The organism is Undibacterium sp. SXout7W, assembly GCF_049339385.1.
Taxonomy (GTDB): Bacteria; Pseudomonadota; Gammaproteobacteria; order Burkholderiales; family Burkholderiaceae_D; genus Undibacterium.
On record NZ_JBMPPF010000011.1, the window covers coordinates 64,346 to 84,723 of the forward strand.

At 48.8% G+C, this 20,378-nt stretch carries 18 protein-coding genes; 12 read left to right on the forward strand and 6 right to left on the reverse strand.

Translation table 11 applies throughout. The features are described from left to right. Positions 1-11: 11 nt before the first annotated feature. Complete coding sequence (locus ACO0LB_RS11970) at positions 12-629, reverse strand: TetR/AcrR family transcriptional regulator (RefSeq protein WP_423049326.1); 618 nt, start codon at positions 627-629, stop codon at positions 12-14. A 394-nt stretch (positions 630-1,023) separates the two neighbouring features. Here ACO0LB_RS11970 and ACO0LB_RS11975 point away from each other — a divergent pair, with 394 nt between their 5' ends. The 7 genes from ACO0LB_RS11975 to ACO0LB_RS12005 are packed head-to-tail and all read left to right on the forward strand — an operon-like array spanning position 1,024 to position 6,790. After that, the gene (locus ACO0LB_RS11975; RefSeq protein WP_423049327.1) at positions 1,024-2,316 is read left to right on the forward strand and encodes an NAD(P)/FAD-dependent oxidoreductase; all 1,293 of its coding nucleotides are present in this window, start codon (positions 1,024-1,026) and stop codon (positions 2,314-2,316) included. Between the two features lie 11 nt (positions 2,317-2,327). Continuing rightward, positions 2,328-3,140 carry a DUF1365 domain-containing protein gene (locus tag ACO0LB_RS11980; protein ID WP_423049328.1) on the forward strand — a complete coding sequence of 271 codons (813 nt, stop codon included), beginning with the start codon at positions 2,328-2,330 and terminating at the stop codon, positions 3,138-3,140. 17 nt (positions 3,141-3,157) lie between these two features. After that, positions 3,158-4,381 (forward strand): class I SAM-dependent methyltransferase, encoded by a 1,224-nt coding sequence (locus ACO0LB_RS11985; protein WP_423049390.1) that lies wholly within the window; start codon positions 3,158-3,160, stop codon positions 4,379-4,381. Continuing rightward, positions 4,378-4,959, forward strand: coding sequence for a chalcone isomerase family protein (locus ACO0LB_RS11990; protein WP_423049329.1), 582 nt, complete (start codon positions 4,378-4,380; stop codon positions 4,957-4,959). Before ACO0LB_RS11985 ends, ACO0LB_RS11990 begins: the two co-directional genes overlap by 4 nt. Positions 4,960-4,994: 35 nt before the next feature. Further along, positions 4,995-5,552: a DUF3833 domain-containing protein gene (locus ACO0LB_RS11995; RefSeq protein WP_423049330.1), complete on the forward strand. Its 558-nt coding sequence runs from the start codon at positions 4,995-4,997 to the stop codon at positions 5,550-5,552. After that, positions 5,549-6,316, forward strand: a complete 768-nt coding sequence (locus ACO0LB_RS12000) for an SDR family NAD(P)-dependent oxidoreductase (RefSeq protein WP_423049331.1) — start codon at positions 5,549-5,551, stop codon at positions 6,314-6,316. The genes ACO0LB_RS11995 and ACO0LB_RS12000 overlap by 4 nt, the downstream gene beginning before the upstream one ends. Before the next feature lie 3 nt (positions 6,317-6,319). Further along, positions 6,320-6,790 (forward strand): nuclear transport factor 2 family protein, encoded by a 471-nt coding sequence (locus tag ACO0LB_RS12005; RefSeq protein WP_423049332.1) that lies wholly within the window; start codon positions 6,320-6,322, stop codon positions 6,788-6,790. 3 nt (positions 6,791-6,793) lie between these two features. Here the strand turns inward: ACO0LB_RS12005 and ACO0LB_RS12010 are convergent, their stop codons facing one another. Both ACO0LB_RS12010 and ACO0LB_RS12015 read right to left on the reverse strand, forming a co-directional pair. Beyond that, entirely contained in the window at positions 6,794-7,228 is a 435-nt protein-coding gene (locus tag ACO0LB_RS12010; protein ID WP_423049333.1) for a nuclear transport factor 2 family protein, read from the reverse strand. A gap of 21 nt (positions 7,229-7,249) precedes the next feature. Then, positions 7,250-9,265, reverse strand: coding sequence for an FAD-dependent oxidoreductase (locus tag ACO0LB_RS12015; protein WP_423049334.1), 2,016 nt, complete (start codon positions 9,263-9,265; stop codon positions 7,250-7,252). Between the two features lie 194 nt (positions 9,266-9,459). On the opposite strand from ACO0LB_RS12015, the gene ACO0LB_RS12020 reads away from it, so the two are divergent. Then, positions 9,460-9,996, forward strand: a complete 537-nt coding sequence (locus tag ACO0LB_RS12020; protein ID WP_423049335.1) for a PadR family transcriptional regulator — start codon at positions 9,460-9,462, stop codon at positions 9,994-9,996. Positions 9,997-10,135: 139 nt separating this feature from the next. Here ACO0LB_RS12020 and ACO0LB_RS12025 read toward each other — a convergent pair whose 3' ends face one another. Further along, positions 10,136-11,014, reverse strand: coding sequence for a PhaM family polyhydroxyalkanoate granule multifunctional regulatory protein (locus tag ACO0LB_RS12025; RefSeq protein ID WP_423049336.1), 879 nt, complete (start codon positions 11,012-11,014; stop codon positions 10,136-10,138). A gap of 177 nt (positions 11,015-11,191) precedes the next feature. Then, positions 11,192-12,496, reverse strand: a complete 1,305-nt coding sequence (locus ACO0LB_RS12030) for a branched-chain amino acid ABC transporter substrate-binding protein (RefSeq protein ID WP_423049337.1) — start codon at positions 12,494-12,496, stop codon at positions 11,192-11,194. A 193-nt stretch (positions 12,497-12,689) separates the two neighbouring features. Here ACO0LB_RS12030 and ACO0LB_RS12035 point away from each other — a divergent pair, with 193 nt between their 5' ends. Together ACO0LB_RS12035 and ACO0LB_RS12040 are read left to right on the forward strand one after the other, a co-directional pair. Beyond that, a complete protein-coding gene (locus ACO0LB_RS12035) occupies positions 12,690-13,916 on the forward strand; it encodes a DUF3108 domain-containing protein (RefSeq protein WP_423049338.1) in 1,227 nt (408 codons plus the stop codon). A 10-nt stretch (positions 13,917-13,926) separates the two neighbouring features. Continuing rightward, positions 13,927-14,691 carry a DUF3108 domain-containing protein gene (locus tag ACO0LB_RS12040; RefSeq protein WP_423049339.1) on the forward strand — a complete coding sequence of 255 codons (765 nt, stop codon included), beginning with the start codon at positions 13,927-13,929 and terminating at the stop codon, positions 14,689-14,691. Positions 14,692-14,720: 29 nt separating this feature from the next. On the opposite strand, the gene ACO0LB_RS12045 is transcribed toward ACO0LB_RS12040, so the two are convergent. Beyond that, positions 14,721-15,134 carry an XRE family transcriptional regulator gene (locus ACO0LB_RS12045; protein WP_423049340.1) on the reverse strand — a complete coding sequence of 138 codons (414 nt, stop codon included), beginning with the start codon at positions 15,132-15,134 and terminating at the stop codon, positions 14,721-14,723. A 98-nt stretch (positions 15,135-15,232) separates the two neighbouring features. On the opposite strand from ACO0LB_RS12045, the gene ACO0LB_RS12050 reads away from it, so the two are divergent. Together ACO0LB_RS12050 and ACO0LB_RS12055 are read left to right on the forward strand one after the other, a co-directional pair. Beyond that, entirely contained in the window at positions 15,233-17,368 is a 2,136-nt protein-coding gene (locus ACO0LB_RS12050) for a site-specific DNA-methyltransferase (protein WP_423049341.1), read from the forward strand. Next, complete coding sequence (locus tag ACO0LB_RS12055) at positions 17,365-20,310, forward strand: DEAD/DEAH box helicase (protein ID WP_423049342.1); 2,946 nt, start codon at positions 17,365-17,367, stop codon at positions 20,308-20,310. Before ACO0LB_RS12050 ends, ACO0LB_RS12055 begins: the two co-directional genes overlap by 4 nt. Positions 20,311-20,378 lie beyond the last annotated feature (68 nt).

Here is a 20,378-nt window from a genome sequence, read left to right on the forward strand (position 1 = left end):
CTGAAATCAGACTAAGCTCTGGCCTTGGCTGACAAAAATCCGCCAATCGTCGCATGCACCATGGTCTCCACAATCTGCTCATGGCTCAGGCGCTGATCCCTGAGCAGAAATTCCACCGTCGGGTCACAGGCGCGCGAATACAGCGTATAGACCAACACGTCGTCAGGCACCAGCGGTGTCAGATCCCCCTGCTCACGCGCTTGCGCTACCAAGGCATAAAAGCGCTTATTCACCCGCAACGCCACAGCAACATAGTCAAAATTCAGCATCAGACTGCGTTGTAATGTCAGGCTGGTTGACGGTAAATGCGGAACCCCACCTTGCAAACGCAAGCGTAATGACCACGCCAGAATGTGCCGGATTTTATCAATCGCCGACATTTGATCCGACAAGTTATTCAGCTCCAGCAACGTCGCTTTTAACAAGCGCGTCAACGCTGCCGCGGCCAGTTTTTCCTTGGAAGAAAAATGCTTATACAGACTGCCTTTGGCGATTCCAACGGCATCTGCCACATCATCCATCGTCATCAGATCGTATCCTTTTTCAGATAGCAAACGATTGACGGCATCAATGATGGCCTCTTCGCGGGCATCAAACTGTTGTTTTTTAAAGGGAATTCTGATTTCCATTATTTTCTTTGCAGCATAAAGACTTTATAGTATATTTTATGACTACTCAGTCACAAAATGAAATTTATAGTCAAAACTGATTTCATTAGATTTATGCAAACTTGTTATTTTGAACATTTTTATACGATATCGTAGTGGCGATACTGATGATAGTACTGGTCAGGACTGACGTCACATTGTCACAGCAAGGCGCGGCGCACAAAGGCGATATGGGCTTGCAAGCTGCTACTGGGTTTGTACAACAGCGAGCAATCACACTGCCGGGCCATTTTGTATAAATCCTGATCAGAAAATAATTGAATCCAAATCGAGATGCGCAACGTAAATAGTCTGGTGCGAGCAAAGCAGCTGACTGCTCAGGACTTTTTTTTACTGTAACGATGAAACCATTATCATGAAAATTGCCGTCATTGGCTCCGGTATCTCCGGGCTCTCAAGTGCTTACCAATTGTCGCTCGCGGGTCACGAGGTCAGCCTGTTCGAGGCAAATGATTACTTTGGTGGCCATACTCACACTGTTGACGTGACACTCGATGGATACACTTACGGTGTTGACACCGGTTTTTTGGTATTCAATCACAAAACCTATCCTCATCTTGTTCGTCTGTTTGAAGAATTGCAGATAGAAACCGTCGCAACGGATATGTCTTTTTCAGTCAAGATGCCGATGGGAAAACGGATGCTGGAATGGGCAGGCGCCAATCTCGATACGGTGTTCACCCAACGCCGCAACTTGTTCAGCCCAGCATTTATCCGCATGTTGAGAGACATCCTGCGCTTCAACAAACAGACGACGGCGCTGGCAAACGACCACGGTCAAAAAGAATTCCAGTTACCTCTGGGAAGTTTTCTGGATCAACATGGATACAGCAAGGAATTCCGGCAATGGTATTTACTGCCAATGGCTGCCTGCATCTGGTCTTGCCCGACCGACACCATGATGGCGTTCCCATTGTCCTCGTTTGTTCAGTTCTGTCATAACCACGGCCTGCTTCAGGTCAATAACCGTCCGCAATGGCAGACCGTCAAAGGTGGCGCCAGACATTATGTTGATAAGCTATTGCCTCATATTGCACACCGTCACCTGAATACGCCGGTATTGTCAGTGCAAACACTCAATGATAATAGTGTGGAAGTCATTACCGCAAAAGCACGCCAGCAGTTTTCTCATGTCGTAATGGCGACGCACAGCGATCAGTCCTTATCTATGCTGGCAGATGCCAGTCATGCCGAACGCCAGTTGTTATCCGCTGTTCGATATCAGCCCAATCGCGCCGTACTGCATACAGATGCGCGCTTACTGCCAGAAAATACCAAGGCGTGGTCGGCATGGAATTATCAAAGCGCGAGTGGTAACGAACCGCGCGTCTGTGTTCATTACCTGATCAACCAGTTACAACCATTACCGTTCAGCAAACCCGTCATCGTGACACTGAATCCCGTGGAAGAACCTGCACCAGATACGATACTCAACAGCTTCGATTATGCCCATCCGGTATTTGATGCGCAGGCAATACGGGCGCAGCAACAATTGAGCAATATTCAGGGAGTGCGCAATATCTGGTTTGCCGGTGCATGGACTGGCTACGGCTTCCATGAAGATGGATTGAAATCTGGTCTGCGCGTCGCAGAACAGATATTGGCCAGAGCAGAAGATGCCTCTGCCTCCCATATCCGTGTCGCCTGAGGAAATCACTCATGCATAACGGTTCCACAGATCGCGCCGCTCCCTCCATCCGCCTGCTGACCGGCGAGGTCATGCATGTGCGCTTGCGTCCAGCCAAAAATGCATTCCGCTATGGCGTGTTTTATCTGCGTTTGCCGATGCGTGCAATGGCAGCGGCTGAGGTGCAGCAGGATAGCCATTTTTTTTCACTGCAACGCTGGAATCTGCTGTCATTTTATGACCGCGATCATGGTGATGGAAAGCAAGCCTCAGTGCAATGGATAGACCAGTTGCTGCATGCCGAAGGCATACAAGATGCCGACGGCGAAATCTGGTTACAGTGTTTTCCGCGCGTCCTGGGGTATGTGTTTAATCCCGTGTCATTCTGGTTTTGTCATCGTGCCGATAACAGCTTGCGCGCCATCGTCTGTGAAGTCAGAAATACCTTCGGGGAAAAGCATCTTTATCTGCTGGAAAATGGCGGCACACTACACAATGGTGAAGCGCTGGAAGCACGGAAAATTTTTCATGTTTCGCCATTCTGCAATGTCGAAGGCCGTTATCGGTTCCGCTTTTTACACAAGCCTGAAGATGAGCAAAAAAATGGCGAACGCCATATTGCAAAAATTGATTACGACGATAAAGACGGCCCTCTGTTATTGACCAGTATTTCCGGAACAGAGACTGCCATGACCGATCGTCATGTATTACGCGTCATGCTTCGTTACCCGTTCATGACCTTGGGCGTCGTCCTCAGAATTCATCTGCAAGCCCTGCGCCTGTGGATCAAACGTGTTCCTTTCTTTTCCAAACCACTTCCTCCTACTGAAGAGGTCAGCCGATGAGCAGTCTCCACCCCACCATGTCACCAGCAAGTTCGCACGTCAAAAAAATCGATACCTCCCATTTTCCGGCCGAAGCCAGATTTGTCAGCAAACTTCTGGAAAAGCTGGAGCACGGGAGCCTGAGCATACAATTTCCTGATGGTCAGTTGGCCATGTACGGGCGTCAGGATGATGGCAACCGGCATGTTCATCTGAATCTTAAAAACTGGCAGTTGTATCGTGCAGTCTTAAAATCCGGGGATATCGGTTTTGCCGAAAGCTATATCGCTGGGCACTGGAGCACCACGCATCTGGCGGGTCTGATCGAACTGATTGCGCGCAACCGCGCGCAGCTTGAATCCATCGTTTATGGTACGTGGTGGGGTAATCTGCTGTATCGGATCAAACATCTGCTTAACCGGAACTCGCGCTCTGGCAGCAAAAAAAATATCCACGCGCATTACGATATCGGTAATGATTTTTACCGGCTGTGGCTCGACCCATCCATGACGTATTCCAGCGCGTTATTTTCAGGAGATCAGGTAGAGAATCTGCATGATGCGCAACTAACCAAATACCGTCGGATCTTGCAACAACTGGCGCTACCGCAACAAGCCAAAGTGTTGGAAATCGGCTGCGGCTGGGGTGGCTTTGCAGAGATGGCGGCACGTGATTTCAAGGCGCATGTGACTGGTCTGACATTATCGACAGAGCAATTGCATTTTGCCCAGGAGCGATTACACAATGCTGGCTTGCACACGCATAGCGAATTACAGATACAGGATTACCGCGATGCCCATGGCGATTACGATGCCATCGCCTCGATAGAAATGTTTGAGGCTGTTGGCGAGCAATACTGGCCCAGCTATTTCGAGTGCATTCAGCGTAATCTCAAATCCGGTGGTCGTGCCTGCGTACAAAGTATCGTCATTGCAGATGAGCTGTTTGACCGCTATCGCAAAGGCACTGACTTCATACAGCAATATATTTTCCCGGGTGGCATGTTGCCGTCGATAGAAAAATTCCATCAACTGGCAGCACAACATGGCCTGCGCGTCGTCGACACATTCACGTTCGGTCTGGATTATGCCCGTACTCTGCTGGAGTGGCGTAAGACCTTCATGGAGAAACTACCGGAAGTCAAAGCACAGGGTTTTGACGACCAGTTTCTGCGGACATGGGAGTTTTATCTGGCTTATTGTGAAGCGGGATTCCGCGCAGGAAACATCGACGTCGCACAATTCACGCTGGTCAAACCATGACGCGCTTCGCCCGCATCATACATATCAAGCACAGGAATTTTCTACTGTGTCTGCTGTGGCTGCTCTGTGCTCCACAAGTATTCGCGCAAACCAGCATCAGTACAGTGCCACCGCATATCAGGGATGAAGTTCCACAAGCCAGTATGCAAGGGACAGGAAGTTTCCGCTGGTATGGTTTGCACATCTATGATGCGGCATTGTGGAGCGCAAACTCGGGAATGAGCGCGGATATTGACCTGCGCCAGCGTTTTGCGCTCGACCTGCGTTATGCGCGTCATCTGCTGGGCAGCAAAATTGCCGATGCCAGTATGGATGAAATTCAGCACTTAGGCATGGGAAGCAGAGAACAACGGGAACGCTGGTTGCAACAGATGAAAGGACTGTTCCCGGACGTAAAAGAAGGCACGCATATCACCGGCATTTATGTACCCAATGAAGCAGCGCGTTTTTATCTGAATGGAAAATGGCTCGGCGACATCCGGGATGCAGAATTTGCCAAAGCATTCTTTTCTATCTGGCTGGACAAAAAAACATCCGCACCAGCCCTTCGTCAACAATTACTCTCGATTACGCCATAACATTCCGCGGCAATCGTCTCCAGAAAGGCTATGCCATGAATATCCCAACCGCGCTGCGACGCTTGCCCCTGATAGCGTTGTGTCTGTTACTAGCCTCCTGTGCCAGCCAGTACGAGCCTGCACTGTACGCCAAAGAAAAACCTGCGCTGGAACTGCCGCATTATTTCAATGGCACAGTCAATGCCTGGGGCATGTTTCAGGATCGCTCCGGCAAAATTCTGAAGCGATTTACCGTCGTCATGCAATGCCATTGGGAAGGAGATACCGGCACGCTCGATGAAGACTTCAGTTATGCCGATGGGACAAAACAAAAACGTGTCTGGACATTAAAACGAATCGCCCCCGATCGCTACATCGGTACTGCGCCCGATGTAGTTGGCGAAGCGCAGGGCATCGTGTCCGGCAATACCCTGCACTGGAATTATGTGCTGGCGCTGCCTGTCGATGGAAGTATCTATCATGTTGATTTCGACGATGTGATGGTGTTGATGGACGATCACATCATGCTCAATCGCGCCATCATGCGCAAATTCGGCGTGGAACTTGGCAGCGTCACGCTGTCATTTACCAAACCAGCAGGGACAGAAAAATGAATCCCCCCATCACGGAGTGGCGTGGAAAACGCGTTTGGATTATCGGCGCGTCCAGCGGCATCGGTGCAGAAACTGCCTGTTTGCTGTTGAAACAAGGTGCGCATGTGGCATTATCAGCCAGGAATCGTCAACATCTGGAGGCAATCGCATCTGGTTTCCCGCAGGCGATTGTCTCTACGCTGGATATTACCGACCATCGCAGCGTACTCGACAGCCATCAACACATCATGGCGCAGTGGAAGCTCATTGATCTGGTGCTGGTCGTGGCTGGTGGATATAACGAAATGCGTGCTGACCAATTCGATCTGCAAGCGGCTAATCGTTTGCTGGATCTGAATCTTCGTGGCGTCTATCATTGTCTGGATGCGGTACTGCCCATGCTCTTGAAACAAGGAAGCGGCGGCATCGGTATCGTTGGTTCTGTCGCTGGTTTGTCCGGTCTGCCAAAAGCCCTGGTCTACGGCCCGACAAAAGCGGCGGTAATCAATTTATGCGAAGCGCTGTATATTGATCTGCGTCCCAAAAATATCGCTGTCTATATGATCAATCCCGGCTTTGTCGAAACGCCGATGACAGCAGGAAATGATTTTACTATGCCAGCGCTGATGACGGCACCAGCGGCGGCAAAGGCGCTGGTTGAGGGTGTGGAAAATGGTGATTTTCATATTCATTTCCCGAAACGTTTTACCAACTGGCTCAGGCTGGCAAGATTACTGCCTTATCGCAGTTACTTCTATCTGATTCATAAAGTCACAGGTTTATAGACTATGTTATCCACCACCCATCGTCACGACATCGATCCCCCAATCAATCATGAAGCCAGTCTGCAACAGTTAATTATATTTTTCGAAACGCTATCACCGGCAACCTGTGCCGATCTGGGGACAATTTATACTGAAGACGCCTACTTTAAAGACCCCTTCAATGAAATACAGGGGATTACAGCAATCAGTCATCTCTTTGAACATATGTTTGTACAGGTGGATAACCCGCGTTTTGAAGTGAAATCCACGGTACTGCAAGGCGAGCAGGCATTTTTGTGTTGGGATTTTTTATTCAACATGAAACGCTTTAACACAACATCCCAATGCATACACGGTGCGACCCATATCCGTTTTGCGGAGGATGGTCGCGTCTGTCTGCATCGTGACTATTGGGATGCAGCGGAGGAGCTGTACGAGAAACTACCCGTACTGGGTAGTTTCATGCGTTTTCTGAAACGTGCTGCCAGACAGTAATTTTTATGCTTTTTGATCGGCTTTATAGGCAGGTAAATACTGTGCCAGTCTGGCGCCCATTTCCTGCCCGAGTGCCTGCAAGCCACTCATCGGTCTGACCATGACTTCAAAATCCCGTATCTTACCAGCATCGTCAAAAGCAATCATGTCAATCCCCTTAAGCTGCTTGTCGCCAACCCGGGCACTGAACTCAAGCACCACATTGAGCCCGTCGTCAGACACAAATTCGCGGTGATACCTAAAATCCTGAAATACCTGTATCACCGTACCCAGTATCAACACTACAGCCTGAGAACTGGCGTACGGTTGATGTGCCATCGGTGAGCGAAATACGGCCTCGGGATGTACGATCTCAGCCAACCCATTGAGATCACGGGTAGCAATCATCTGATGCCAGCGTTGTAAAGATGCCGCTGCTTGTGGGTGCAGTTGATTCATGAATGTCTCCTCTCTTTTTTATCAGATCGTTGCTGCCAGGCGTGTGCCCTGATTAATCGCCCGTTTTGCATCCAGTTCCGCAGCAACATCAGCGCCACCGATCAGATGCACGGTCTTTCCTGCCGCTTCCAAAGCGGTCTGCAGATCGCGACGCGGTACCTGACCTGCACATAGAATCACGTTATCGACTGGCAGTGTTTTTTGCTGACCATCGATCGTCACATGCAAGCCCGCATCATCAATCTTGTTGTAAGTGACACCGGCAAACATATGCACGCCGCGGTTCTTCAGCCCGGTACGATGTATCCAGCCTGTGGTTTTACCCAGTCCGTCACCCACTTTAGAGACCTTACGCTGTAACAGGAAAATTTGTCGTGCCGGCTTTTCAATATCTGCTTCTGCCAAACCGCCGACAGTCTGATAGCTGGTATCCACACCCCATTCGGCAAAGAATTTTTTCGGATCCAGACTAGGGCTGGTGCCGCTATGACTCAGGTATTCCGCCACGTCAAAACCGATGCCACCGGCGCCGATAATTGCCACGCTCTTACCAACTGCTTTCTTGTCCCGCAGCACGTCGAGGTAACTCAATACTTTTGGATGAGTCACGCCTTCAATTTCCGGCGTCCGTGGTGTGATGCCCGTTGCCAGCACGATCTCATCAAAGGAACTCAATTCATCAGCCGTCACCAGCGTGTTCAGACGAAGTTTGACGCCCGTCAGCGTGATCTGCTTCGCAAAGTAACGCAGGGTTTCATAAAACTCTTCTTTGCCCGGCACTTGTTTCGCAATATTGAATTGACCACCGATCTCGGCTCCCGCATCAAATAAAGTGACGTCATGCCCGCGACTGGCGGCGGTCGTCGCAAAACTCAGACCGGCTGGCCCGGCACCAACAACAGCGATACGCTTGACCTTGTCCAGCTTTGCATTAACCAACTCTGTCTCATGACACGCACGCGGATTCACCAGACAGGACGTAATCTTGCCGCCGAAAGTATGATCCAGACAAGCCTGATTACAACCAATGCAGGTGTTAATCTCATCTGCCTTGCCTTGTTCTGCCTTGCGCATGAACAACGGGTCGGCCAATAAAGGACGCGCCATCGACACCATGTCGCAGAAATCATCCGCCAGCAATTGTTCGGCCACATCCGGGGTATTGATACGGTTCGTCGCGACCAACGGGATACTCACATGGCCTTTCAGTTTCTGTGTCACCCAGGCATAGGCCGCACGCGGCACTTTGGTCGCGATCGTTGGGATACGTGCTTCATGCCAGCCTATGCCGGTATTAATGATGGTCGCACCGGCTACTTCAATCGCTTTGGCAAGTTGAATGACTTCCTCCAGTGTGGAGCCGCCTTCGACCAGATCGAGCATGGACAGGCGATAGATGATGATGAAATTCGTGCCGACTTTTTCGCGAATACGACGCACGATTTCGACCGGAAAACGGATGCGGTTTTCATACGCGCCACCCCATTCGTCATCACGCTGGTTCGTGCGGGCAGCGATGAATTCATTGATCAGATAGCCTTCCGAACCCATCACCTCGACGCCGTCATAACCTGCAGATTGCGCCAGACCGGCACAGCGGACGAAGTCATCTATCGTCTGCGCGACTTCCTCGGTCGTCAGCGCATGTGGCGTGAACGGGTTAATCGGCGCTTTGATCGCGCTTGGCGCAACCAGCGTTGGCTGATACGAATAACGTCCGAAATGCAGAATCTGCATCGCGATCTTGCCGCCTTCACGATGCACAGCATCCGTCACGATGCGGTGATGCGCCGCTTCTCCTTCGGTCGTCAGCATCGCGCCGCCATGCATGGGGCGCGCGCGCTCATTCGGCGCGATACCACCAGTCACGATCAGCGCAACGCCACCACGCGCACGTTCTGCATAGAAGGCCGCCATGCGTTCAAAACCATTGTCCACCTCTTCCAGACCAACGTGCATGGAACCCATTAACAGGCGATTTGGCAAAGTGGTAAAACCCAGATCAAGCGGTTGCGTCAAATGCGGATAAAAAGACATGGTGGCTTCCTTTTTAAGACAATCAGTAAAGAATCGGCGGTGCTGCAGACATGAATCAAGCTTAAGTCGGTGTTGAATCGATACTCAATCAGGATTTAATATGCAACTGAGTGCATAAGAGAATAACCAACTTTATTTGTTTATGCAACCAGTTGCATATAAAATACAAAACTCTGGAATATTTCTTCTACATTATGTCTTTGCCCCACGCACTACTGACTTCCATCGCTGAAAAGCCGAGCTCCGGCTATGAGCTGGCAAGAAGGTTTGATAAATCGATAGGCTATTTCTGGCATGCCACGCATCAGCAGATCTACCGCGAACTGGCACGTATGGAAGAACACGGTTGGGTTGCCTCTGCCGAAGTCGAAGGTGGGCGAGCCGGTAAAAAGCAATTTCATGTTCTTGCCGCGGGAAAAGAAGAATTACGTCGCTGGGTCAAGTTAAGCAGCCCGCCCATGCGATTGCGAGATGAAATGATGGTGAAATTACGTGCTGATGCCGCAATCGGTCCTATCGGCTTGCTGGAAGAGTTCGAACGCCGTCTGGTCTTACATGAAGAGGAGTTACACAATTACCGCCTGATCGAAGAACGGGATTTTAATCAACCTGATCTGTCACGAGAGTCGCATTTGCATTATCTGATTCTGAAAGCCGGAATCGCATTCGAAGAAAGCCGGGTGCAATGGACGAAAGAAATTCTGGCATTTTTGCGCAAAGATGAGGCATAAGAATCGCGCTTAATACGTTGGCGTGGTGATATGGCGAAATGTAGCGGGATCTGGAGGGATGTAGCGGAAGATAACGCTGTGTTACCTCCCGCGCCGACATCTGTATTTGTGCAACCTCGGTGTTGATACGACTTCCGTGTCAGGTATTTTTTGCTGCTGGTTTTTTCACGGGCACTGGTTTGGACGTCTTGTCCGCATTGTTCTGTGTAACAGCCGCTGATTTCGTCGTTGCTTTGGCCATTGATTTTGTTACAGATTTTCCGGTTGATTTTGTCGATGCCGAAGGACTCTTCGCCGCAGGCTTACGTGCTGCCGGACGACGAGGCTTTGCTGACGTTGCTGGCGTTACGGGAGCGACAGGAGCAGCGGGTGTATCCGTGTTTGTGCTGCCAGGCATTGGCGGCATTTTGGGTAACATGTCGCTTTCCATCGCCTTGCTGACCGCCTGTTTAAACTGATCCTGCAACAAGCCCCACCACATCGTCGGATTCGCAAAGGGTGTTTCTGTCTCTGCTTTAGCTGTTGTGGCTTGTGGCTTTTCAGCTGCTGGCTCTGGCTCGACGACTGGTTCGATGACCGGCTCAGGCTCGGCGATATTCTGCGTTGGCGCAGATGCCTTGGTACTACCCGATGGCATAGGCCAGTCGGAATTAGAAGCGAAGGGGAATGATCCGGAGGCCGTGCTGGCAGAAGAAAAAGGTGATGCATTGCTTTCCGACACACTGGAAGCCTGTTGTACATGCTGCGCAAAACTCTCACCAAGCGACTTCAGGGTAGCAATCGTGGCTCGCTGAACTTCAAGCGCCTGTATCGTACCGCGCAACATGTTCATATTCACATTCAGCCAGGACTCCACTGTTTTTAAATCCTGAATTTTTTTATCCAGTTCATCAATCGACATTGGCGGCGCCACCATCCCCGGAACCTGCATATTGCCCCACAGATTTTTGACAAAAGACAGCGTGTCGCCCATGGCACTCATACCGGGAATGTCTGAACTGGCAAACGGATTATTCATGAATATTGCTCCTAAAATGACCGCATTACGTATATCGTTAGTGTCGCATAGCGTGATTGATGCCGTTATTGATTGGTGCTGTTATTAACGCCATCAATCCGCTATGTCATATTGCCGAGGCTGATCCGAACCATGTAAATCAGATGAAGACCGTGACATCATCATCAACACTCAGCGTCAGTATTCTCTAATCATCTTGCATGAGGTCGGCAATGCCGTCAATCGGGATTCAGTATAACGCTCTGTTTTAAAGCCATAACCACTTCCCTCATTATCGAAGCGGATGCCGCCATCACTTTTTTTCTGCATAACTGACACGTACAAAGGCTGCAATAACTGATGATCTTCGGCACGCATCCGTGCCTGATAAAAGCCATTATCGTAACTCGCCGTTTCCAGCGATCTGGCGACAGCGGCAGCCTGAGTAGTTCTGGCCTTTTCTATGGCGCTGACCAGCATGTCGAGCATGACGTATAAACGCAGATGTGCATAATCATCTTTACTATCGGGATAACGCTGGCGAAAGCGTTGATAAAACGCATCGCTTTCTTTGCCTCCGACATTCGGATGCCATTCAGCCACCGCCCTGACTCGACCAACACCCGCATCTCCAATCGCCGCCGGGGCGCCCAGCGCATTCGCATAAAAAGTATAAAACTTGATATTCATCCCCGCGTCCCGGGTCGCTTTGATCAGTAAAGTCAGATCATTTCCCCAGTTTCCTGTAATAACAGCATCCGCACCACTGGCTTTGATTTTCGCTGCATACGGTGCAAAGTCTTTGATTTTCCCGATCGGATGTAAATCCTCTCCGGCAATCTGAATATCGGGTCGTTTATTGGCCAGCATGGTACGGGCAGATTTCACCACTTGCCGGCCAAAGCTGTAATCCTGGCCAATCAGATAGATTTTTTTTGCCTGTGTGTCGCCTTGAATCACCTCAGTCAATGCATTCATGCGCATATCTGAACTGGCATCAAAACGAAAATGCCAGGGACTGCATTTTTCATTGGTCAGCGCAGGATCAACCGCTGAATAGTTCAGAAACAGCACACGATTATCTGGCATCCGCTGATTATGCTTATTGATTGCTTCTGTCAGCGCCAGCGCTACCGCAGAACTGTTCCCCTGTAACACAAAGGGGATATGCTGATCCGTGACATGCCTGAACTCCGTCAAGGCATCTTCCACGTTTTGCTTATTATCAAAAGTAGTCAGTGCAAGCAAATGGCGTCCGTCAGGAAGTTTGACTCCACCACGGGCATTAATCATCTCAATCGCAAGCTGAAGATTACGCTGCACTGCCTCGCCCGCATTCGTAAACGATCCACTGAGCCCCTCTATCATGGCAAGACGAATCGGCGGCAATGTGCTGGCGACTGCAGCCTGTGCTATTCCATGTGCGATCAGCAACGCAGTAGCGAGCAAGAGAGGCGTTCGGGAACGGAATAAGAGCAGTTTGCGCTGGATGGTATTTAGCATATGTTCATTTGTGAAGGTGATCAGGTGTCGACGTGAAGACATCTGGGCGTGAATAAGCTGGTATTGGGCTCGCACAAAAAAGAGCCATCACACCGCTGGAGCGGCTTTACGTCAGTCCTGACGAATCTATTTTACTCTGGAGTGGCATATATCAGTCATCCTCAGAAGGGGTAACAACGTTTACACTATGGTGATGAGCAAGTATTTTATTCAACGCATCCCCGGCATTTCAGTCCGTCGCCAGATTATTTTCACTGGCTCAGCGGTGTTATTGCATATCTTGGTTTTGTATTATCTGAATCATTCAAACGACAATAGTGCGGTAGCACCCAATACCCCAACTACAGCGGTCACGCCAAGTACCGTCAATATTCGTCTGCAAAGTACATCAGCACACATCACGGAATCTGCTCCTGTCACGCGAACAATACCAAAGAGGATCAGCACAATACACTCAGACAGCACGTCGCCACAAAAAAATAAGCAACCGGAAGCGGACCATTCATCACTAACGCCAGAATCGATACCAGCAGTATCAGCGGCACAATCGTCAGCATCACAATATGTGCAGGACCCACAGGGAACCAGTAGTGACGATCAGTCGCCGCTAACCGGCACAACGAATAGCAATCCGGAATCGCCTGCGACAACTGCCATCACTCCGACGCCGGACAATGCGGCAGATACGCGGATTCAGGCCAATAGCGACATACAAAACGCTGATACCAAGACCACTGATATCGCCAGCCTTTCGATTGCACCACCGCCATCCGGCATCATCAAAATGAAACTGATCCGTACCGAACCGCAGCACAATCCAATATATGGTGTCGGTGAAATAAGCTGGAAGGTGGAAAATGGAAAATATCAACTACGGATTCAGGCTGCGCTGGATCTGTTGTTAACAACGTTACATCTGTATCAGCTTGATAGCGAAGGCACACTGGAGCGTTTTGGCATCACGCCCCGGATCAGCACAGAGACACGTCGGGGGCGCAGTGCTACAGCGACCCATTTTGATCCACTGGCAGGTAACATCAGTTTTTCTTCCTCCAATAAAGCCATCAAAATGAGCGACGGTGCGCAAGATAAAGCCAGCGTGTTTATGCAACTGGCGGGGATAGGTCAGGCAGCGCCATCACAATTTATTGAAGGACGAAACATCACCGTACAAGTCGCAGAAGACCGCGACGCGACTGTGTTTCAGTTCAAGGTACTTGGTCAGGAAGAGATCGATACCAAACTGGGAAAACTGACTACCTGGCATCTGATACGACCGCCGCGTCCTGGTTCATATAATTCAACGCTTGATCTCTGGCTGGCGCCTGCATATGCATGGTATCCGGTACAAATCCGCAATACCGAATCGAATGGCGCCATCACCACACAGACTGCCACCCACATTCAATACACTCAATAACGGAAATACCATGTCACGTCTTTTGCATCTGAGTACGTCAATACTGATCAGCGGCGCTGTACTGTGTAGTGTTGCTGCACTCGCAGATATTTTGCCAAGTCATTACACGCCAGTCAAAACCAGCTTTAATCTTCCGCCAGCGGCAGAGCTACAATACAGCATCCATGCTAAACAGAGCGGCATTCCACTGAGTGGCTCGGCGCTGGTGAAATGGCAGCTCAATGACGGAAAAAAATACAGCATCATCACAGAAACCCGCGCCATCCTGTTAGGAAAAATTCTGGATGCCAGCAGTCAGGGGCACATCGATGAATATGGACTGGCGCCTGAAAAATTTATCGAAAAACGTTTAGGAAAACCTGCCAGCACAACCAGTTTTGATTACGACAGTAAAACCCTGCGTTTCAGTACAGCGAACGATACTTACCAGCTTAAAGGCGGTGAACAAGACCGCACCAGTGCCACCTGGCAATTAGTTGCACAAGCCCGGGCGGCGGTTGATAAATTCAAACCGGGTAGCGAATGGAAAATGTTTGTTGCCGGGCGTCGAGACGCCGACCCCTGGACATTTAAAGTCATAGGAAATGCCAACACCACTACTGCTATTGGCGATATACCTACGATACACATCAGCAAAGCACCACCACCAGATTCTAAAGACCAGCAACTCGATATCTGGCTTGCACCTTCACTGGAATGGTATCCGGCGCGTCTGAAGTTCAGCGATGCTGATGGTGATTTTGTCGATCAAGTGCTGGAGAGCGTAAAGAAGTAATGCCGTCTTTATACTAAGAAACGTTTAACTCATGCTTTCGTTGTCGCTGACACCAGATGTGCTGCCGCAAAAGCCATGATCACTTCGCGTACGATTTTACGTTGAGGTGGAGGCAAATTGAGGAAAGCTTCGAAAGTCTCGCGTTCATGATAAGAAATTGCTTCTGTCCAGCCCGCTTTTTCTTGTTTGATTTTTTGCTTAATTTCCAAACCAAAAGTTAAATCTTCAGGTGGTACTTTCAGCCACTTAGCAAGCGTAATAATTTTTTCGTATGGCGGAATTGAAGTGCCTATAAGCCACTTACGCACACCATGCAGGGTCATCGGTTGGCCATAGTGCCGTAAATTAAACTCCCTTTCCAGCACAGCAGGCTCAGCGGCATAGCCCTGAGCTTTCATCGCTTCTGCGAGTCTTGCGGCAAATTGAACTTTTTTGTTATCCATCCAGTTACGTTACTGGTTACAAATATTATCTACGTAACTAAACATATAGTTACGTAGTGTATTAGACTATTAGTTACGTTAATTTTTATGCCAATACAATGTCAAAAAGCCTGCTGGAACAACTACCTGAAATCGTCGCCAAGGGGCGACAAGAAGCTGAACGTATCTTAGAAAGTCTGGAAAGCCGCCACCGCGTCGCACTGCAAACCCGTGAATGGGTATTGCCCGCCAAAGACAGCGCCAGCAACGATTGGATCAACACCAACCAGCGTCAGGATGCCGTTGCAGGCTTAAACAACGTTACTTCTGAAGTATTTTCACCAGTACAGTCACTGAGCGACGAGCCTGTATCAGCTGCAGCATGGACGAATCGCCTGATCTACGGCGACAACTTGCTGGCAATGGCAGCTTTATTAGCAGGCGATGAACAAACGCCTTCGCTGCGCGGCAAGGTTAACCTGATTTACATCGACCCACCGTTTGATTCCAAAGCCGATTACCGTACCAAGGTTGTGTTGCCCGGCGTAGAGCTGGAACAAAAGCCGACTGTGATTGAGCAGTTTGCTTATTCGGATACCTGGAGTGATGGTACTGCGTCTTATTTGGCGATGATCACGCCGAGATTGATTTTAATGCGGGAATTATTGAGTGATAGCGGCTCGATTTATGTGCATCTGGATTGGCATGTTGGGCATTATGTGAAGATTGTTTTGGATGAGATATTTGGCCGAGATAATTTCATTAACGAAATTGTTTGGAAACGAAGTACCGCAAAAAATGATGCTAAGCAAGGGGCAAAATTTTTTGGCAGAATTCACGATACTTTGCATTTGTACTCGAAACATAAAGAATCTTTTTATTTTCAAACTGTCTATCAAAATTATTCAGAAGAATATCTAGCAACCGCATACAACAAAATTGATAGTAAAAATGGAAAACGATATAAAACAACAGACCTATCGGCAGCAAAAGGAGGTGGTGATACATCTTATTTATGGAATGGGTTTCCACCACCTTCAGGACGATACTGGGCATTTTCTATCGCAAATATGGAGAAGTTTGAGGCAGAAAATAAACTTTACTATTCAGAATCTGGTAGGCCATATTTAAAACAGTATCTGGACGAAATGCCTGGGTTAAGCCCAGTAGATTTATGGGATGAGTTTCCAGGCGTGACAATCAAGTCAGAACGTTTGGATTATGCGACTCAAAAACCAGAAAAACTGCTAGAACGTATCATTCAAGCTTCTTGCCCAAATAATGGGTTGGTTGCTGACTTCAATGGCGGCTCCGGCACCACGGCCGCAGTAGCGGAAAAACTAGGTCGCCGCTGGATCACCACCGATCTAGGCAAACCCGCTTGCATGATCATGCGCAAACGTTTGATCGACCAAAACGCCAAACCATTTCTCTACCAAGCCATCGGCGATTATCAAGTCGAAGCAGCAAAAGCCTCACTTGGAAAAAATTTCCGCATCGGTGATCTCTCGCAAATCGTGCTCTCCTTATATGGCGCACCTCCCTTGTCACCAGAAGACAATCCCAACCGTAATCTGGGTAAGATCATCGCCGGCGCAAACAAGACTTTGGTACTCGCCGATTCACCCAACAAACTGACTGGTGCAGCCACACTGAAAAAAGCCATCGCCCAGCGCGATAGCTTGATGGGTGGCTGGGATAAGGTCGTGGTACTCGGCTGGAATTTTGAGCCATCTATCGGTGAAACTATTTCTGCGTTAAACGATAGCCGCTTGGAAGTGCTGGTGATCCCGCCTGATTTACTCGACAGGCTCAAGAAAAAAGGTAGTGCAGAAAAATTGCGTGGGCAAGTGCGCTTTGCATCGCTGCAATATCTGACGATCAAGCCAGTCGAACGAATAATGACGCAAGAGGGTGAGCAACTGACGATCACATTAGACAATTACATTTTACTGTCACCAGAAGCGATTAATCTGGATGACACCAACCGAATCAAACTGCATGCGGTGATGAATAAAGAGCCGTTAGCGCTGATTGAATACTGGGCAGTTGATCCTGATTATGATGGTCAGGTATTCCGCTCGGTATGGCAGGATTATCGCGGCAATACCGATAACGACAGTGATCCGCTGCGCGTCATCACGAAGGCAAGCTTAAACTTGCCAGTCAAAGCAGGGTCGCGTCGCGTATGTGTCCGGGTAGTGGATGTGTTTGGCTTTGAGGCCGAAGTGATTGCGAATGTGGAGGCGATATGAGCTCAACTTCCACTATGACTGATCCACAATTGCAACTTGCCGCTGGCTTGACCGAAAAAACCACTCAACTATGCATAGGACTCGAAAGCGGTGTTGCTGATATTTTTGAATTGGTTACACCTACCACTGCCGAATTATTGCACTGGTGGTTTAGCGATGATGCCTGCGCTACGCGTCGTTTTAATTTTCACTCGGGTCAACGACAAGCGATCTTAAATACCATCGTTGCGCATGAAGTGTTGAAATCCCCCAATCTGCTGGATTTATACAAACAAGCTGCACCAGACGCTCTGTTGACAGGTTCGCGTATGGGTGAGGTCGCGCAGGCTAAGCATGCGCATCCTAAATATTGCCTGAAGATGGCAACGGGTACGGGCAAAACCTGGGTGCTACAAGCCTTGCTGATCTGGCAGATGCTGAATAAATCTGCCGCCACTGCCGAAGATTTGGATGACCCGCGCTTCACGCGCCAGTTCTTAATCGTGGCACCGGGTTTGATTGTGTATGAGCGTTTGCTCGATGCCTTCTGCGGAAAACTACGCAATGGTATGCGTGATTTTTCAACATCCGATGTGGCGCAATGTGCCGAATTGTTTATTCCAGAAATCTATCGCGATCAAGTCTTTGGCTTTGTGCGCGGCAATGTGTGCGACAAAGAAAACATCGGCTTAAAAGCCACAGGCAATGGCATGATAGCCATTACCAACTGGCATTTACTGAGCGAAGTGGATGAACTGGAAGAAGAACAAGAGTTGGATGTCCCCGGCTTGATGTTAAAGCCGCAACGGGTGATTGATGCTTTGTTACCTGTCATGCCAGGAAAATCCACCGGAAATAGTTTAGACGTATTGGATCGCCGCTATGCACGCGGCGGCGTACTGGATTTTTTGATTGGCTTGCCAGATTTGATGGTATTTAACGATGAGGCACATCATATCCATGAAGTAAAAAAAGAAGGTGATGTATCTGAAGTTGAATGGCAAAAAAGTTTGTCGCGAATTGCATTTTCTAAGGGACGACGCTTTGTGCAAATGGATTTTTCTGCCACACCGTATAACGATGTCGGTAGCGGAAAAACCAAGAAAAAAGTGTACTTCCCGCACATCATTGTGGACTTTGATTTGAAGAGTGCCATGCGTGCCGGATTAGTGAAATCATTAGTTCTCGACCGACGCAAAGAAATCGGTGCCTTGCCTCTGGAATTTAAAGCCGAGCGCGATGACGATGGTAATCCGACTTTAGGTCAAGGCCAGCGCGTCATGCTGCGAGCTGGTCTGCAAAAACTGCGCAAGCTTGAAGCCGATTTTGCAGCGATAGATCCTTCACGTCACCCGAAGATGTTGGTGGTGTGTGAAGATACGACTGTATCGCCGTTGGTTGCGCAATTCTTGCAAGATGAAGGCTTGAATGCAGATGAGGTGATGTCTATTGATTCTGGCAAAAAAGAAGAATTAAAACCAGCAGAATGGAACATCGTGCGAGAGCGCTTATTTGATGTCGATAAACATGCGACGCCGCGCGTGATCGTTAGCGTACTGATGTTGCGTGAAGGTTTTGACGTGAATAATATCTGCGTGATCGTGCCTTTACGCTCGTCGCAAGCGCAGATTTTGTTGGAGCAAACCATAGGGCGCGGTTTGCGCTTGATGTGGCGCGATGAAGAATATAGCGATCTGAAACGCGAGAACCGCGAGCGCATCAACCAAGGAAAAGAGCCAGGTAGTTTGATAGACATCTTGTCGATTATTGAGCATCCGGCATTTCAGTCTTTTTATGATGAATTGATGGCTGCTGGTTTGGTTAGTGAAACAAGCGAAGACAGCGATAACACCAGTAGCACTGGCGATTTGATCGCAGCGAATTTGCGTGATGGCTACCAGGAATTTGATTTCGCCTTACCCTTCATTCTGCATGAAGCCGATGAGCAAATGGAGCATCATGCAGTGGATATCACTACATTGCCACCATTTGGTGCAATGAGCCGTGAAGCTTTACAAGGTTTGCTAGGTAAGGGAGATACCTTTGTTTCGCAGGATTTACAAAGCAGTACCTTATTTGGCGATTATCGTGTTGATGGCGCAGTGATGAATGTCTCTGGCTACAACGATTTTTTATCACGTATTACACGTCGTATTGCACAAGCATTATCGCAACCGCTGCCGAAGGGGAATAAAATTGCTTATCATCTGGCCAGCCCTTACTTGCAGACCAATACTGCTGCATTAACAGGTTGGTTAGAGAACTATATTCGCCATCAATTATTTAACGAATCATTTGATCCGATGGCAGATGAAAATTGGCGTGTCTTGTTGTTGCAACCTCTGGTTGACCACATCACCAAAGTATTTGCGATGGCTTTGGTAGATGCTGAACATAAGGAAATGTTAGGATCAACCGAGGTTAAACATCGGCATTTATCTGAGGTAGAAAAATTGATGATGCGTGAAAGTAATTCTGTCACGGTCAACAAATGTATTTACGAACGTCTGCCTTTTCCTGCAAAAAATGGCGGTCTGGAACGCGCCTTCATTAGCTGGGCGCAAGCCGATGCCAGCATTACGGCATTTTGTAAAATCAGCGAAACCCGTCACGAGTTTGCCCGCCTACGCTATGTGAAGGAAGATGGTATGCCGGCTTTTTATTCACCGGATTTTTTAGTACGCAGCGAACAGGCAATTTATCTGGTCGAAACCAAGGCACAGCAACAAGTAACGCATCCGAATGTGAAACGAAAGCTAAAAGCGGCATCTTCCTGGTGCAATCGTATCAATACGTTAGAGCCAGAAGAGCGCAGTAGCTTACTTTGGCATTATGTGCTGTTAGGTGAAGCAACGTTTTACGATTGGCATAGCAAAGGTGCGCGGCTGTCTGAATTGTTGGAGTTTTCTCGTTTAAGACCGACCGCTGATCAATCGTTGCAAGGTAAACTTGCATTAAATTAAAATCACCTACATTAAAAAAACCTGATGAAAAACATCAGGTTTTTTTACACCACACTCTGTTTGATCAG